Source organism: Cloacibacillus evryensis DSM 19522 (genome assembly GCF_000585335.1).
GTDB classification, from domain to species: Bacteria; Synergistota; Synergistia; order Synergistales; family Synergistaceae; genus Cloacibacillus; species Cloacibacillus evryensis.
The window spans coordinates 2,335,325-2,350,338 of record NZ_KK073872.1 but is presented as its reverse complement, the minus strand read 5'-3'; the positions used below and the strand labels follow the sequence as shown (position 1 = coordinate 2,350,338).

The 15,014-nt window shown below is 54.6% G+C and carries 18 protein-coding genes and 2 riboswitches; of the genes, 9 read left to right on the top strand and 9 right to left on the bottom strand.

Features of this window, described 5'->3' with window-relative positions; translation table 11 throughout:
• Positions 1 to 273: 273 nt before the first annotated feature.
• The 5 genes from ltrA to thiD all read right to left on the bottom strand — a co-directional run bounded on the left by ltrA (position 274) and on the right by thiD (position 5,258).
• Positions 274 to 1,572: a group II intron reverse transcriptase/maturase gene (gene ltrA, locus CLOEV_RS10510; protein ID WP_218915522.1), complete on the bottom strand. Its 1,299-nt coding sequence runs from the start codon at positions 1,570 to 1,572 to the stop codon at positions 274 to 276.
• Between the two features lie 903 nt (positions 1,573 to 2,475).
• The gene (gene thiW, locus CLOEV_RS10505) at positions 2,476 to 3,000 is read right to left on the bottom strand and encodes an energy coupling factor transporter S component ThiW (RefSeq protein ID WP_008712711.1); all 525 of its coding nucleotides are present in this window, start codon (positions 2,998 to 3,000) and stop codon (positions 2,476 to 2,478) included.
• A gap of 50 nt (positions 3,001 to 3,050) precedes the next feature.
• On the bottom strand, positions 3,051 to 3,701 hold the full coding sequence (gene thiE / locus CLOEV_RS10500) for a thiamine phosphate synthase (RefSeq protein ID WP_034443592.1): 651 nt from the start codon (positions 3,699 to 3,701) through the stop codon (positions 3,051 to 3,053).
• A complete protein-coding gene (gene thiM / locus CLOEV_RS10495; protein WP_051485034.1) occupies positions 3,701 to 4,435 on the bottom strand; it encodes a hydroxyethylthiazole kinase in 735 nt (244 codons plus the stop codon). The genes thiE and thiM overlap by 1 nt, the downstream gene beginning before the upstream one ends.
• A complete protein-coding gene (gene thiD, locus CLOEV_RS10490) occupies positions 4,428 to 5,258 on the bottom strand; it encodes a bifunctional hydroxymethylpyrimidine kinase/phosphomethylpyrimidine kinase (protein ID WP_034443590.1) in 831 nt (276 codons plus the stop codon). The genes thiM and thiD overlap by 8 nt, the downstream gene beginning before the upstream one ends.
• Before the next feature lie 55 nt (positions 5,259 to 5,313).
• Positions 5,314 to 5,416, bottom strand: a riboswitch (TPP riboswitch).
• A 63-nt stretch (positions 5,417 to 5,479) separates the two neighbouring features.
• Positions 5,480 to 5,583: riboswitch (TPP riboswitch) on the top strand.
• A 50-nt stretch (positions 5,584 to 5,633) separates the two neighbouring features.
• Between thiD and thiT the strand changes: the two genes are divergently transcribed.
• From thiT to surE, 4 genes are all read left to right on the top strand, one after another.
• Positions 5,634 to 6,134, top strand: a complete 501-nt coding sequence (gene thiT, locus CLOEV_RS10485; protein WP_034443588.1) for an energy-coupled thiamine transporter ThiT — start codon at positions 5,634 to 5,636, stop codon at positions 6,132 to 6,134.
• Positions 6,135 to 6,150: 16 nt separating this feature from the next.
• Positions 6,151 to 6,879, top strand: a complete 729-nt coding sequence (locus tag CLOEV_RS10480) for a thiamine diphosphokinase (protein WP_008712701.1) — start codon at positions 6,151 to 6,153, stop codon at positions 6,877 to 6,879.
• A gap of 123 nt (positions 6,880 to 7,002) precedes the next feature.
• A complete protein-coding gene (locus tag CLOEV_RS10475) occupies positions 7,003 to 7,620 on the top strand; it encodes a site-2 protease family protein (protein WP_008712700.1) in 618 nt (205 codons plus the stop codon).
• Positions 7,621 to 7,634: 14 nt separating this feature from the next.
• Positions 7,635 to 8,438 (top strand): 5'/3'-nucleotidase SurE, encoded by an 804-nt coding sequence (surE, locus tag CLOEV_RS10470; RefSeq protein WP_008712698.1) that lies wholly within the window; start codon positions 7,635 to 7,637, stop codon positions 8,436 to 8,438.
• Between the two features lie 69 nt (positions 8,439 to 8,507).
• Here the strand turns inward: surE and CLOEV_RS10465 are convergent, their stop codons facing one another.
• Positions 8,508 to 9,404 carry an ISNCY family transposase gene (locus tag CLOEV_RS10465; RefSeq protein ID WP_051485033.1) on the bottom strand — a complete coding sequence of 299 codons (897 nt, stop codon included), beginning with the start codon at positions 9,402 to 9,404 and terminating at the stop codon, positions 8,508 to 8,510.
• A gap of 83 nt (positions 9,405 to 9,487) precedes the next feature.
• Complete coding sequence (locus tag CLOEV_RS16100; RefSeq protein WP_051485032.1) at positions 9,488 to 9,814, bottom strand: helix-turn-helix domain-containing protein; 327 nt, start codon at positions 9,812 to 9,814, stop codon at positions 9,488 to 9,490.
• Positions 9,815 to 10,271: 457 nt separating this feature from the next.
• On the opposite strand from CLOEV_RS16100, the gene CLOEV_RS10460 reads away from it, so the two are divergent.
• Positions 10,272 to 11,537, top strand: a complete 1,266-nt coding sequence (locus tag CLOEV_RS10460; RefSeq protein WP_034443586.1) for an argininosuccinate synthase — start codon at positions 10,272 to 10,274, stop codon at positions 11,535 to 11,537.
• 267 nt (positions 11,538 to 11,804) lie between these two features.
• Positions 11,805 to 12,221 carry a hypothetical protein gene (locus CLOEV_RS10455; protein ID WP_034443584.1) on the top strand — a complete coding sequence of 139 codons (417 nt, stop codon included), beginning with the start codon at positions 11,805 to 11,807 and terminating at the stop codon, positions 12,219 to 12,221.
• A 151-nt stretch (positions 12,222 to 12,372) separates the two neighbouring features.
• On the opposite strand, the gene CLOEV_RS10450 is transcribed toward CLOEV_RS10455, so the two are convergent.
• Entirely contained in the window at positions 12,373 to 12,939 is a 567-nt protein-coding gene (locus CLOEV_RS10450; RefSeq protein ID WP_008712692.1) for a 6-pyruvoyl trahydropterin synthase family protein, read from the bottom strand.
• Between the two features lie 24 nt (positions 12,940 to 12,963).
• A complete protein-coding gene (locus CLOEV_RS16095; RefSeq protein WP_051485031.1) occupies positions 12,964 to 13,443 on the bottom strand; it encodes a Fur family transcriptional regulator in 480 nt (159 codons plus the stop codon).
• Positions 13,444 to 13,570: 127 nt separating this feature from the next.
• Here CLOEV_RS16095 and CLOEV_RS10440 point away from each other — a divergent pair, with 127 nt between their 5' ends.
• The 3 genes from CLOEV_RS10440 to CLOEV_RS10430 all read left to right on the top strand — a co-directional run bounded on the left by CLOEV_RS10440 (position 13,571) and on the right by CLOEV_RS10430 (position 14,990).
• Positions 13,571 to 13,798 (top strand): hypothetical protein, encoded by a 228-nt coding sequence (locus CLOEV_RS10440; protein WP_034443582.1) that lies wholly within the window; start codon positions 13,571 to 13,573, stop codon positions 13,796 to 13,798.
• 333 nt (positions 13,799 to 14,131) lie between these two features.
• Positions 14,132 to 14,770, top strand: coding sequence for a CarD family transcriptional regulator (locus tag CLOEV_RS10435; RefSeq protein WP_034443580.1), 639 nt, complete (start codon positions 14,132 to 14,134; stop codon positions 14,768 to 14,770).
• Complete coding sequence (locus tag CLOEV_RS10430) at positions 14,676 to 14,990, top strand: hypothetical protein (RefSeq protein WP_147564253.1); 315 nt, start codon at positions 14,676 to 14,678, stop codon at positions 14,988 to 14,990. The genes CLOEV_RS10435 and CLOEV_RS10430 overlap by 95 nt, the downstream gene beginning before the upstream one ends.
• Positions 14,991 to 15,014 lie beyond the last annotated feature (24 nt).

Below are 15,014 nucleotides of genomic sequence, written 5' to 3'. Positions count from 1 at the left end.
GCAAGTTATTTAGCATCCGGCACGTCTAAACGCCGATTTACGCGATTGCGAGGAAAGATAAACTGGGGTTTATATTTTAAAGCCTCCCTCGCCGAGGGAGGTGGGCCGGCGCACGATTTTTGCGCCGGGTCGGAAGGAGTGTTGCACTGTTTGGCGCGGTTTTCCGCGCTAAACAGTGCCAGCGGCGCAAGCCGCGGGAGAGGATAAGGTCAAAGAATCAACACCAAGGTCAAATCGAGTAGGAGGCCTCCCATTATTTGAGAGGCCGTCCTCTCACACCACCGTACGTACCGTTCGGTATACGGCGGTTCGGTAACGAGCGCGCATTGCCTCATATCGCAGCAGGATATCGTCATATCCCTGCGAGGCGAGGTATTTGTTGGTCAGTGAGGTGGTCAGTATCCACGTTCTGGCTATATGCCAGCATCCGAGCCTGCTGTTTGCCCATCGCCACGCGTCCCTGTGATGGATCCCCAGCTGCCTGAGGTTCTTGTATTTCGGCCATATCCTTTTCCACTGTTTCCAGTAGATTTGCCGTATCCTGCGTCTTATCCATCCAGTCAGCTGTAACATCGCGCTTTTCATTTCGGCTATCGCATAGTAGCCCAGCCATCCCGTCGTGTATTTCCTGAGGTTTAGCATGATGGTCTCTATCGAGCGTCCCTGATTCCTGGCGGTAAGTTTTCGGATTTTGTCTTTGAACCGTTTCAGGCTTTGTTCGTGGACCCTTATCTTCGTTTCTCCTTTGCTAGGGTAGAGGGAGAAACCAAGAAATTTGAGTTTTGTCGGGCTTCCGATACAACTTTTCTTTTGGTTCACTTTGAGTTTCAGCGTTCCTTCAAGATAATTGACGCAGTTTCCCATTACTCTTTGGGCGGCTCTTGCGCTTTTGACATATATGTTGCAGTCGTCGGCATATCTTACAAATTTGTGTCCTCTGCTTTCCAGCAGTTTGTCAAATTTTGTAAGGTAGATGTTGGAGAGGAGTGGTGATAGGTTGCCTCCCTGCGGAGTTCCTTCTGTGGTCGAGCTGATGAGCCCGTTTTCCATTACTCCGCTTTTGAGGTATTTCCTGATGAGCCTTATTACACGCTCGTCTTTTATCTCTTCCCGAAGCGTCTTTATGAGCAGGTTGTGGTTGACCGTGTCAAAGTATTTGGCCAGGTCGATATCCACTGATACTTTGTATCCCTGTTCGTAATATATCCTAGCCTGTTCTATTGCCTGATGGGCGCTTCTTCCTTTGCGGAATCCATAGCTGCCGTCGGAGAATTGCTTCTCGAATATTGGCGTCAGCACTTGGGAGATGGCTTGCTGTATCATACGGTCTATGACCGTGGGGATTCCCAGCTTGCGCTTTCCTCCGTCCGCTTTGGGGATTTCGACTCTCTTTACTGCCTGGGGCCTGTAGCTTCCATCATAGAGGCTTTGGATAAGTTCGGGATAGTGCTCCTTCAGGTGTCCATACATCGCTTGGACTGTCATTCCATCTATGCCTGACGCACCTCCGTTTTTGACTACCCGTTTGTACGCCTCTGCCATGTTCGCTCTGGTGAGGATACATTCGAGCAACGTTTGCGCTCTTTCTTCTCCTGCGTTTCTGTGTGGGCAATACTCGGCGCTTTCATGGTGCTTTCCGCTTCCAGCTTGTCCTCGCATGAACAGCCTGCTTGCGCAGTTTTCTGCTTTCTTCGCATTGCCCGACCTTCTTTCGTCTGAGAAGTTTGTTACCGTTCGGCCCTTCCTGATTGTTTTTTTCTCTCACCAGTACTATGGCCTCTGCTGACTTCTTGCGGTTCATCCATCCATCTCTGGGTGGATTGCACTCAGGTTAAGCCCCCGCAAGATCTCCCCGAGTAAGCACATAAACTTTCTCCTCATATATCCGCCGCATTTACACCATGGGATTCGTGCAGTGTAGGACTTTGTCTTGGGGGTAGACTCGTCCGTCCCATAATGCCTCACATGCGGTTCCTGTTCGTCGGACCGAGGGTTTGCCTCCGGCTTCCTTCAGATTCCACCTCACGATGGACACCCTTGCCTTTGGCTAACAGTTCACACTGCAATGCCTGTAGCGGACTTACACCGCCTAGTTTATGTGCATGTCGGGCGCACCCCTCCTCCACCGGCTTCGCCGGAGCTAAGCGACTCGCACAAAACGAAAAACATCGTTTTGGCTCCCTGCTTATCGGAGAGGGAGCCAAAGATCTTTGATAAATCGCAGTTTATCTTCCCCCGCAATCGCGTAAATCGGCGTTTATAAGCAGTGAACCAAAACGCCGGTTTTGCGTTTTGTGTGAATCGCTTAATTTGTTCACCAGAAGTGCGAGTTGCTAAATAAAATGGGGGCTCCGATACCGGAGCCGTATTTGTATACGGCGAGGATTCGGAGCCTCCGTTTTATGACGCAAATCGTGCTTATAAACGCCGATTTACCGTTTTTGTGTGGCTATCGTAGATGATATCCTGGATTCCTCAGATCATCGCGCCGAAGGTCCTTGTCAGCGCCATCCGCTTTTGCAGGCAATAGACGAGCAGCGCTCCGATCACCGCGCCCGGCACGGAGCTCATGAGGAAGGAGCTTGAGAAGAAGAGGAAGCCGATGCCCTTGCCGAGGATGGGGCCTAGTATCTTCGCTCCGACCCAGGCTCCGACGATGCCTGTTCCGACCGGTTCCGCGCAGGCGGCGCACAGCTTGTATCTTTCAGGCAGGGCTCTGGCCGCGAGTCCGACGAAGAGCGCGCCGAACATGCTGCCGGGGAAGGCGAAGAGGCTGCCCGTCCCCATCATGTTCCTGATGACGCTGGTCGTGAAGGCCGCGCCGACCGCCCACCAGGGGCCTAGCAGTATTCCCGCGAGCACGTTTATCGTGTGCTGGAAGGGGAAACACTTTGTCGGCCCCATCGGTATCGAGACCACCGAGAGCACTACGCCCGCCGCGGCGAAGGCCCCGGCGAGGACCGCCTTTTTAAACATCTTTTTTCTTTCTTCGTTCTGCATTTTTGCTGCCTCCATATTCAATAATTTTTTACAAAGCCGTCCGCCGGACGTCAGCCTCTGAGGACTCTGCCGGCCTCTTTTATCAGCGCCGCGGCCGCCTCTTTCGGGTCGTCCGCCCTCATTATCGCGCCGGAGAGCGAGATGCCGCTTGCGCCGCATCCCGCGAGGTATTTTACGTTGCCGAGCTCGATGCCGCCGATCGCCACAGAGGGGATGTCGATCGCCGACAGTACCTTTTTGATGCCGTCTGGGCCGATGACGACGGCGTCGCCCTTCGTCGCGGTCTCAAAAGCCGCGCCGCAGCCGACGTAGTCCGCGCCGAGCCGCTGCGCTTCGCGCGCGAGCTCCGGTGTGCGTGCCGTGCCGCCGATGATGAAGTCTGTCCCCGCGAGCCGCCGCGCCGCGCCTATGGGCAGATCCTTCTGCCCGAGATGCACGCCGTCCGCGCCCGCGGCGAGCGCGATGTCGAGGCGGTCGTTTATCAGCAGGAGCGCGCCGTGCGCGCTGCAGATCTTTTTCAGCGCCAGCGCCGTATCATAACATTCGCGCCCAGTCCAGCTTTTGACGCGCAGTTGGACCGCCGTCACGCCGCCCTCGATAGCCGCCGCCGTCTTTTTTATCACCGCTTCGGGGCTGTCGCCCTCGCCGCAGATCAGGTAGAGGCGCAGCCGCTCCGCGAGTTTCTTTCTGTCCGCCGTCATTATTTCACCTCATTTTCAAGGGAGCCGAATTTCGCGAGCATGTCCATGAATTTTATCCTGAACGAATATGGCCCCGCCGCTTCGCCCGCCTCGGCCGCCGCGCGGCGAAAGAGCTTCAGCGCGCGGCGCGCGGCCTCAAGCGGCTCGTCCCGGGTGCAGAAAAGCGCCGTCGCGCTGCCAAGCGCGCAGCCGATCCCGCTCGTGCCTCTCAGCAGCGGCGAGCCTCCGATAATGGCGAAGCTTTTTTCACCGTTGGAGAGGTGGTCCGTCTCTCCTGTAGAATAAACGACGCAGCCGAATTTTTTCGCGCAATCTTCCGTCAGACGCTCCGCCTCCGCGATCTCACTGTCGCAGGAGACGCCGCGCGGGGCGGTCCCCGCGCCGCAGAGAGCGCCGATCTCCGCCCCGTTGCCCTTTATCACGGAGAAGCGGAATTCCGCTAGCAGCGCGTCGGCGATCTCCGTGCGGCATTTTGAAAATCCATAGCCGACGAGATCCAGCACGACGGGGATGTTGTTCGCGGCCGCCGCGGCCGCCGCCGTCCGATAAAGCTCTTCGGCGTTGTCGGGCGGCGTGCCGATATTTATCAGCAGCGCGTCGCTCGCCGCGGCGATCTCCGCCGCCTCCGCGAGCCGGCACGACATGACCGAGGAGCCGCCGAGCAGCGCCACGCAGTCGGCCTGAAGCTGCGCGGAGACGCCGTTCGTTATCTGGTAGATCAGGGGTCTAGCCATTGACGACCTCTGTCCACTGCATCGTGACGGCATGTCCGAGGCAGCCCGCGCCGTGTCCCGCCGTCACTCCGTAGAGCAGCCCGGCGCGCAGGTATTTCCGTGCGCGCGCGACCGCCTCCGCGAGCGAACAGCCGGCGGCGAGCTCCGCGGCGATCGCCGAGCTCAGCGTGCAGCCGGTGCCGTGGTTGGCCGTAGTATTGATCCGCCTGTCCCGCAGCAGCGATATCTCTCCGTCCGCCAGCAGCACGTCCGTTATCATCTCCGGCTCGCCCGGCAGGTGGCCGCCCTTGACGAGCACCGCGCCGCAGCCGAGCTTTTTTATCTCGCGCGCCGCCGCGGCCATGCCGTCGACGTCGTCGATCTTCATCCCCGTCAGTTTCTCCGCCTCGGGCAGATTGGGCGTGACGATCATCGCCATCGGCACGATGATATTCTTCACCGCGTCCACGGCGTCGGCGGCGAGCAGGGAGTCCCCGCTCTGCGCCACCATCACGGGATCGACGACGACCTTCTTTATCCCCAGCTCGGAAAGCCCTTCGGCGACGGCGGAGATCGTCTCGCGGTTGCCGAGCATCCCCGTCTTGACCGCGTCGAGCGGAAAATCCTTGCCGACGGCCAGCATCTGCGCCTTGATTATCTCAGGCGGCGCGTTGTGGATGCCGGTCACGCCGAGCGAGTTCTGCACGGTCAGCGCCGTTATCGCCGTGGTGCCGAAGACCTTTAATGCCGCGAAGGTTTTTAAATCCGCCTGGATACCGGCTCCTCCGCCTGAATCGCTTCCGGCGACCGACATCGCTATCCCCCGGTATATCCCATGTTTCATAGCAATTCCCCTTTTCAAAGTAAAAACCCCGCTCTAACAAAGAGCGGGGCGGTTTTTCATTTCGTGGCCTCGCTCCCTACGCCGGTATTAGCCGGATCAGGTATGGGGTCGAAGTTAAAAACTTCCTCTCAGCTTCATGAGCTCCCCCGGAGTTTTGAACATTATCATACCAACGGACGGTACTGTCAACTTGACAAAGATGGGGCGAGTTGCTAAAACATTCTTAACATCGGGGGAGTCGAAAGACTGAGAAATCGACGCAAGTCATGACCCTTTGAACCTGACGCGGGTAATGCCGCCGTAGGGAAGATGAAGAAAACTTAGCAGCACCTTTCTTTCATCTCCGGTGTAATAATTATATCTGGAGGAATCAGAATGAAAATACCGTTGAAGATTTTAGTGGAGGGAGCCCTGTCAATAGCGCTTGCCGTGGTGCTTTCCTATTTCAAGCTTTTTTCGATGCCGCAGGGCGGCTCCGTCAGCCTTACGCTGCTGCCGTTGTTGGTCTTTTCGTTCCGCAGCGGCTGGCGGTACGGAATATTCGTCGGCGCTGTCACCGGGCTGCTGCGCCTCATGCTCGGCGGTTATGTGGTGCACCCGCTGCAGGCGCTGCTTGATTACCCAGTGGCGAGCGGGCTCGTCGGCCTCGCGGGTTTCTTTCCCGGGAAAAAGTGGCTTGGCGTGCTCTGCGCCTGCTTTGCGAACTTTGCGGCGGCGGTGCTCTCAGGCGTCGTCTTTTTCGCCTCTTACGCGCCGGCAGGGACGAATGCCTGGCTCTATTCGATCCTTTACAACGGAAGTAGCCTCCTGCCGGAGACGGCCATTTTAATGGCGCTGGTATACATGATAATGCCGAGATTGGAAAAATTTAAATAAAGGCGGGCGATGCCTATTGGAGACGACCGGACTGCCGCGGCTGACGATAGAACTGGAAAATAAGACGGCTATGGACACGGCGCTGCTGGTGCTCGGCGGCAGGGCTCCCTCGCCGTCATGGCTCTCGGAGTTTGGCTCCCGCGGCGAAGTTTGGGCTGTCGACCGCGGGGTCGAGGCCTGCCGCGCCGCCGGGATCATTCCCCGGAGGCTCGTCGGCGACTGCGACAGCGCCTCCGCCGAAAGCTGGCGCTGGGCGGCGGACAATGGCGTCCCGGTCGAACGCTACCAGAGCGACAAGGACCTTACCGACTTTCAGCTCGCGCTCGAGCTATTCCGCGAAAAAAATAAGGGCCGCGCAAAAAAAATATTTTTAACGGGGGCCTGGGGCGGCAGATTTGACCATTTATGGAGTCTTGTCCTTACGTTTCTGAACTTTTCTTCTCCGCACGTTCCATTTTGCATAGCCGACGAGAGGGAGGGGCTTGTCTTGCTGGACGGCCCCGCGAATGCGTCCTTTACATTTGCCGAAAGGCCGAAGGCCGTCTCGCTGCTGTCTTTTTCGGAGGAATGCGCCGGCGTATCCATCGCCGGCGTCCGCTGGCCGCTCGACGGGGTCGCGCTCAGCCGCGGTTTCCCCTACGCGATAAGCAACCGCCTTGGCGACGGCCTCGCCGCGCGCGTAAGCTGCGAAAGCGGCCGCCTCGGCTTCTACTGGCTGTGGGATGAACGGCGGATCGCGTCATGACAAAGAAGATATCAATCCCTTTGATAAAAAAAGTCGATCCTGACTTTACACGGATAGGTAAGGCGGCGTTGTCGTGTTAAAATATCTCTTGTGATTTTGAGAGAAGAATAAGGATGTGTTTAAATGCTGGGAAATCTATTTTCCGCCTCGGGAATATCGGAGCTGCTTCTGAGCCTGCCCGCCGTTCTCTGGGCCATTACATTTCATGAATATTGCCACGGCCTTGCCGCGAAGATGCTCGGGGACACCACGGCGGAGCGCGCGGGACGCCTCTCGCTGAACCCCCTCGACCACCTTGATCCGCTCGGCGCGCTTTGCCTGCTGCTCTTCCGCTTCGGCTGGGCCAAGCCTGTGCCGATAGACACGCGTTACTTTAAGCACCCCAAGCGTGACATTATAATCGTCAGCCTTGCGGGAGTCGCAGGTAACATGCTGACGGCTTTTGTCTGCGCGCAGCTGGCGCGCTTCGCGCCGGAACTCTTCGGCAGTTGGGCCGCGCAGCAGTTCATTTTGCTGATGATATATATCAACCTCGGGCTGGCGGCCTTCAACCTCATTCCGATACCGCCGCTCGACGGTTCGCGCATCCTCTACGTGCTGCTGCCGTACCAATGGATGAAATACTACTACTGGCTCGAGCGCTACGGTATGTTCGTGATCGTCGGACTGCTGGTGATGGGGGTGTTCCCCTATATCATGCGCCCGATCATGGCACTGCTCTTCCACATCTTACTGATATAGGCGGTATACGGGATATGAAAAAAATACTGATAACAAACGACGACGGGATCTTCGCCGAGGGCATCCAGACGCTTGCGAACTCCTTTCACGACGCCGGATATGAGGTGCTCGCAGTGGCCCCGGACCGTGAGCGCAGCGCCTCCGGGCATTCGATGACGATGGACAGGCCGCTGCACATCAAAAAGATCGAGAATAAAATGCTGGCAAACGGATTCACCGCCTATTCCTGTGACGGTACTCCGACAGACTGCGTGATAATGGGCATCGACGTGCTCCATTTTGTGCCGGACCTCGTCCTCTCCGGAATAAACTGCGGTCCCAACCTCGGCGACGACCTCACCTATTCCGGTACGGCCTGCGCGGCGATGGAGGGGCTCATATTCGGCTATCCGTCGATGGCCGTCTCGCTCGTCTGCGGTTCGAAATCGCCGGAAAAATACTTTGCGACCGCGGCGGAGGCGGCGCTGCAGACGGCGCGCTGGATAGCCGGACATCCGATGGCCGACGACGTCATGTACAACGTCAACGTACCCAACGAGAAGCCGGGAGATATTGCCGGCGTGCGGGTGACGCGCAAGGGAAAACGCCGCTACCACGATAAGATAACGGTAGTAAAGACGCCCTTCGGCGGCGAGGCTTACTGGGTCGGCGGCAGCATTCATGACGAAATGCACGAGGACACGGACGTCTGGGCCGTCGCGCACAACTATGTCTCCATTACCCCCGTGCACCTTGAAATGACATCGTTCGATACATATTATGCCGCCAAAAAGACGCCGATGGAGGCAGAGATACACAAGAGCATGAAGACGAAATAGTGAACTTGCAAAAACCAAAAGTTTATTTTGAATTTTTGAGGTCAACCGGTGTCAATAGCCAGAGAAAAGTCACCCCAAATGGTCAAAGAAAATGTCACTATTCCTTTGAATTATGGTATCATCCTTGGTAGTCACATTTGTAGATCTGCCCCGCCAGGGGTGGTCTGAAGCAGGTTTGTGTGGTGACACAACACCTGCTTTTTTCTTTGAATCACTATGGGTCGCTTTTTTCGGCATCTCCACCTGTTTCATCAATATAGCCCTGTCGTTACGCATGATGTATATCTCTCCTTTAACGGTCTGTCTAACTTCAACGGTGCTTCCTGGAGTCATGTATATACTGCCGTCAACCGGAATATATATCCGACTGTTGTAAGATATAGTGTTTCCGCCGCCTATCTTTCTTTCACAGCGCAGAACAAAGACCAGATCCAGATCAATTCTCTTGTCGAATTTGAGATACACAGAGTTTTCTACTTTTGGTTCAACGGAAAATCTGGCGTTGTAATCATCCAGAAAGAGTGGGAGGAAGCTATTAGCCTCTTCAATGTTCCTGATTCCATTGAGCCTGAGTTCCGCCGCAAGCCTGTCCTGAAAAGTATTCCACAGCCGTTCTATACGTCCTTTAGCCTGGGGCGTATTGGCAAATATCTGCTTTATGCCTAAATCATTCAGTGCATGGCCAAAATTCGACAGGTGAATTGATACGCCTTTCAATTCGTCTTCGAGGGTCAGCTCCTTAGGAGACTTGAATATCGTGTGCCTGTCGCTGTAAATATAAAGGGGCAGTCCATAATCCCTTATACCCATCTTTATAGCCTCCGCATATCCGACAAAACATTCACTCTCTATGAAGAATGCACCGGTAACAATACCTGCGGCATCGTCCATAAAAGCATGCAGGGTTGCACTATCTCCATCTTTGCCAAACCACTTATGGCTGCTCGCGTCTGTCTGCCATAACATGCCGGACGATTCCTTCCTTTGCCTCGGACGATTTTAATACGTCTTTTACTTTACCAACTTCTTACTCCTTATTCCCTCCAACTTCAGAATACGAGACACCGACGACCGGCTGATACTGATACATTCCCTTTCATTAAGATGTTCGGTAAAATGAGAGATATTAAAGTCATAATACCTTTCCTTAAAAGACTCACTACCTCCCCTCTGACCTCATCGGTAATCGCATGGACGGGATTCCTACCACGATTACCGTGAACCAACCCTTGTGCTCCTTCCTGTAAAAACTTCTTCTTGATTCTGATAAACTGCCTGACGCAAACACCGAGCAGCTCCGACGCATCTTTGTTAGTCAATCCTCCTGATAATGCGATACTCAACACCTCAACGCGCCTTACTTCCTTCTTCGTCATTGTCACTAGCTCCTGGCTCATAGTGACATTTTCTCAGATCTGTTATGGAGTGACTTTATCTCTGAGCAATAACATTTTGAGGTCAACCGGTTGACAAATAAAGTTCACGTGATAGAATACCACACAAGTTTTTGAGACCACCGTGAAAGGAGGGGCGCTATTGTGAAACTGCATGCCGCTGAGCGAGACAGACGTATACGACGAATCGATTCCTTACCGCATATAATATGCGATGACGGGGATATGAATTCGATCACTCGGCGACAGAGATAAAGCGCCACCGGCTGAAAGCGCTTTTCGCAAAAAGGATCACAATTCCGCACCCCAGAGCACAACACGACGAAGTGGACAGATATGTCAACGAGGGTGGTACCGCGGGTAAATTTGCTCGTCCCTCTTCCGAAAGGAAGAGGGACGAGCTTTTTTTAATATCGACAAAATTTAGGAGGAGTTTCAAATGATGGCACCAGAGAAAAAGGGAAAAGTAGTATTGGCTTACAGCGGCGGGCTTGACACATCGGTGGCGATCCCCTGGCTCCACGATCAGGGCTATGAGGTTGTCACGCTGACGATGCACGTCGGCCAGCAGGCCGACAATCTTGAGGAGATAAAAGCGAAAGCCTACGCGGCTGGCGCTTCCAAAGCTTACCTGGTGGATCTCCGCGAGGCCTTCATCGACACCTTCGTATGGCCGTCGCTTAAGGCCAACGCCGTATACCAGGGGATCTATCCGCTCAATTCGGCCCTCTCGCGCCCGATGATCGCCCAGGCGCTCATATGGTGCGCAGAGAAAGAGGGCGCGGTCGCCGTCGCCCACGGCTGCACCGGCAAAGGACAGGACCAGGTGCGCATCGAGGTAGCCTGCAACGCGCTGAATCCGGAGATCGAAGTCCTCGCGCCGGTCCGCGACTGGGGCTTTACGCGCGAAGAGGAGATGGATTACGCCGCCGCGCACAACGTTCCCGTACCGACGACGAGAAAGAGCCCCTACAGCATCGACGACAACCTTTGGGGGCGTTCGATCGAATGCGGCATCCTCGAAGATCCGTGGAACGAGCCGCCCAAGGACGCCTATAAGCTGACAGCCGAGCCGACCGAAGCCCCCGACGAAGAGGTCACCGTCGAAGTGACATTTGAGGGAGGCATCCCCGTAGCCGTCAACGGACAGAAGATGGGCTCCATTGAACTGATCGATTTCATGAACAAAACGGCGGGCGCCGCCGGATATGGCCGGATCGATATGATAGAAGACCGCCTCGTCGGCTTTAAGAGCCGCGAAGTTTATGAATGCCCCGGAGCTCTCGCGATCATCGCGGCCCACAAAAAGCTTGAGACTCTGACCCTCGCGAAAGATACGCTTAAAACTAAGAGGGAGCTTGAGGTGAAATTCGCCGAGATGACCTATGAGGGGTACTGGTTCTCGCCGCTGATGGAGGCGGTGCAGGCCTTCATGGATTCGACGCAGAAGTCCGTCAACGGCACCGTGAGGATGGTCTTTTACAAAGGCAACTGCATCATCAACGGCATGAAATCCGAGAGTTCAGTCTACAGCAAGGCGCTTGCCACCTATTCGGCGGGAGATATCTTTGACCAGTCCGCCTCCGTCGGATTCATCAAGATATGGGGCATGCCGATCAAGACCTGGCGTCAGACTCATAAAGAAAAGAACATCAACCCGATAGACAGCCTCGTCATGCAGAAGGGCAAAGACGCGACAAAATAAACCGTGTAAAATCGAAAAAATATAAAAGGGCCGGACGGATTTGCCGTTTCCGGCCCTTTTTGTTGTACCTTTGTTGTACCTTGCCTGTTAAGATGAGATCCATATGAATAACCCACTGCATGACTGAAAAAGAGGGGGCCTTGGCATGTTGAAAAAATTTCTTGTGCTGGCGGCGGCAGTACCGACGCTCTCATTGAAGGGTACACCGCGGAGGAGGCCGAATGGTACAGAAAGTTCAACGATAAACTCTGCGCCCCGCTGGGAGAGGTGGAGGTATGTTCGCTGCTGGACTTTATCCTCTTCGGAGACGACGACCGCGAGTTTGATGTGGTCTCGATTGATATAAAGCTTGCCGTCCCTCTGACGGAAGAGCAAATAAACCGCCTCGGCGCGTTTAAAAGGGCCGGAGCGACTCTGAACCTCTATTTCAGCGACGAGGACGAAATGCCGCTGGAACTGGTGGCCGCCGACTGCGCCTACACTCTGGAAGGTGACGTGATAAAGGTGGCGCTCCCGAAAGAGAAACATCTTCTGTGTGTTTCTAACGAATATTACGTCCTCGTCCTCTCCGTTCCCAAGACGAAGGCTGATTCATCATCCGGCTGCAGCGGTATCGGCGCGGGGGCCGGCGTGCTCCTGCTTGCGCTGCCGCTTATCTGCGCGCGGCTCAGAAAACGCGGCTGAAGCTGCGCGGCACACGATCAAGGTCATAATAGTGAGATGAGATATACGAGGGCCGCTCCGCGGCCTGTATAACGGCGGCAAAAGGGCAGGCCCGAATGAGGCCTGCCCCTTTATTTCAAATTTGTTTAACGGAAACGGCCACGGGAGGATGCTAAGCCTTCCTGTACCCGCACTTGGGGCATACGCCGTTTTCATCCATTGCGATGCCGCAGAGCGGGCAGCGGTCCATGCTGCGCTTCGGCACGTATTCTTCCGAGGCGGCGTTGACGCCGCTGGTGAAGGTCAGCTTGACGATGTTCAGCTTATCCTTCAGCAGGTCGTAAACGATCTTGATCATTCCTTCGACCGTCATAGTCTCCTTCGTGACGACGAGGCGGCACTCCGGATAAGCGGTCGCCAGTTCTGTCTTGAAGGCCGGCCCCTTCATGGTATTGCTCGGCGCGCCGTTCCTGATGCCCTGCTTCTCGTAAACGTCCAGGACGGCGGGCAGCAGGGGATCGTCTTCCCGCAGGATCAAGGCGTGGTCAAAATTTTTCAGAACGTCCCAGGCGGTTTTCTGGATCTCATTGCAGGGAAAAACCATATTCACGCCGGGGTTGACGGAATCTTCCACCTCGATAGTCAGAATGCCCGTATGTCCGTGAAGGTACTGCGCTTCGCCCTTGAATCCGTAAAAACGGTGTGCATACTGCAGGTCAAGTTTTGTAATACTTTTCATGGTAATTTCTCCCTTTTATCTATGTTATTTACGGGTTTTTCGCGCCCGTATGCGCACTTGTTTTTCCTTCCCCGGCTTCCCTTCGGTCATGGCCTGTCTGCATTTTCCGCAGACGCCGCTGAGCCTGAGTTCGATATGGCGCACTTCGCCGCAAGGAGGATCTGCGGGGGCGAGCGCCCCTTCAGGGAAGGCGAAATCTGTTATCTCGCCGCAGATCTCACATATAAAATGTCCCTGCGGCCCGGTCTGACAGTCATAACGCGCGCTGTCGAGATGGTTCAGCTTTTGGATGACCCCCCGCCCAGCGAGTTCGTTCAGTATCCGGTAAACGCTCTCCCTTGTCACGGCCGGCAAGCTTTGTCTGACATGCCGCCATACATCGTCAACGCCGGGATGAGTATAGTTTTCATGTACAAACTCATAAACGGCGAGCCGCTGTGACGTGCATTTCCAACCGTTCCGCCGGCAAATCGCCTGAAATTCCTCAAATTTTTGCTGCTCCATTGTCATTCACCCTAGTTGATCAATAGTAAATTTAATGTTTAGATAACTATAATAGTTATTTGTTATAATGTCAAGGGGGAGTTATGTCTCTTTTAAAAAACTATTTTCTGCCGCATGGAAGAGTTTGTTGTACCTCCACGTAAGCGACGACCTTGTGCCGATCGGCAACATGAATGAGGCTGAGGCGGCCTTTAAGTCGGCCGGCTCCAACAAAATCGAAACGGAGTCATTTGACGGCTATACCGCCGGCGTCGGGACGAGCATGCACGAAAAGGCGTTCCTCGTGGCCTTCTTCAAAGGCATATACTGGCTCGACTATTATGGATACGGCGGAAGGTTCATCTTTCAGGACTGATATTCGCGCACATCACAACCCGGCATCCGCATAGACGCTATGGATAAATAAGAGCGGCTCTGACGATTGAAAGAAACAACGAATCGTCTGAGCCGTTTTTTTTGTATTAAATATAGTATACTTAAAAGTAAAAATACATACTTTGAAAAATCTCCCGCGAATTGTTATAATTTATTGCACAACGTGCGGCTCTGTGGTGGCGTAAGTCCGGTTGCTGAGAGCGGCGCGTTTTATTTTAACCTATGGCGCTTACGTATAGATTGTTTTTATATATAAATAGTTACTTTATATCAGAGGAAGAAGTTCGCATAGAGCTGTCGGGAGGGGCTGGAAATGGATCTCAGCAGATTTTGCAAAAAAGAATACCGCGTGGGCGACTACGTTATGTACGCCGGCAACGGCATCTGCCGGATAAGCGACATCCGCCGCGAGAAGTTCAGCGGGCTCGACGAGAAACTTTATTATGTCATGAATTCCGTTTATGACGCCGGAGCGAAGTTCTATCTTCCGCTCTCGATAGAGGGGCTCGAAAAACGTATCAGGCCGCTGCTCTCCGCCGGTGATATCCGGGCGATCATCGACGAGACTGAGGATATCGAGGGGCAGTGGATAGATAACGACGAGAGCCGCACGGCCGCCTTCGGCGAAATACTCAAGGGAGGCAATATCGCAGAGGTGCTATGGCTCGTCAAGATACTGCACCTTCATAAGATAGAGATGCGCGAGAGCAACAAAAAGTTCCGCGCCTGCGATGAAAAGATGCTGGCGCTCGCCGAGCGGGCCGTCACGGAGGAGTTTGCCTTCGTCCTCGGCCTGCGCAGGGAGGGCGTGATCCCATATATCGTCGACTATATAACTAAAAGGAAGGAGGGCCGCGATGACGAAAGAAGAGGCATTGGAACTTATAGAGCGGATACCCTATGTCACAACGTTCAGCGCGCCGAGCGGCAAAGCCAGGATAGACCTCTATAAGAGGGCCGTCGGCAAAAAGGAACCGCTGCAATGGCTGAAGGTGGTGAAATCCTGCTGGCTCCGCAGGGAGGAAGATTCGGGAAAGATCACGGGGACCCTTGAGAGCGAGTACGGCAAAAGGGCGAAGCGCCTGCTCCACGCGGAGCTGGCGGCGGCGCTGGAGATAAAGGAAGAAGAGGTCGAGTCGTTCATCGAGGGTTATCTCAAGGATAATGTTTAAAACAGAATAAAGGATCAAAAGATA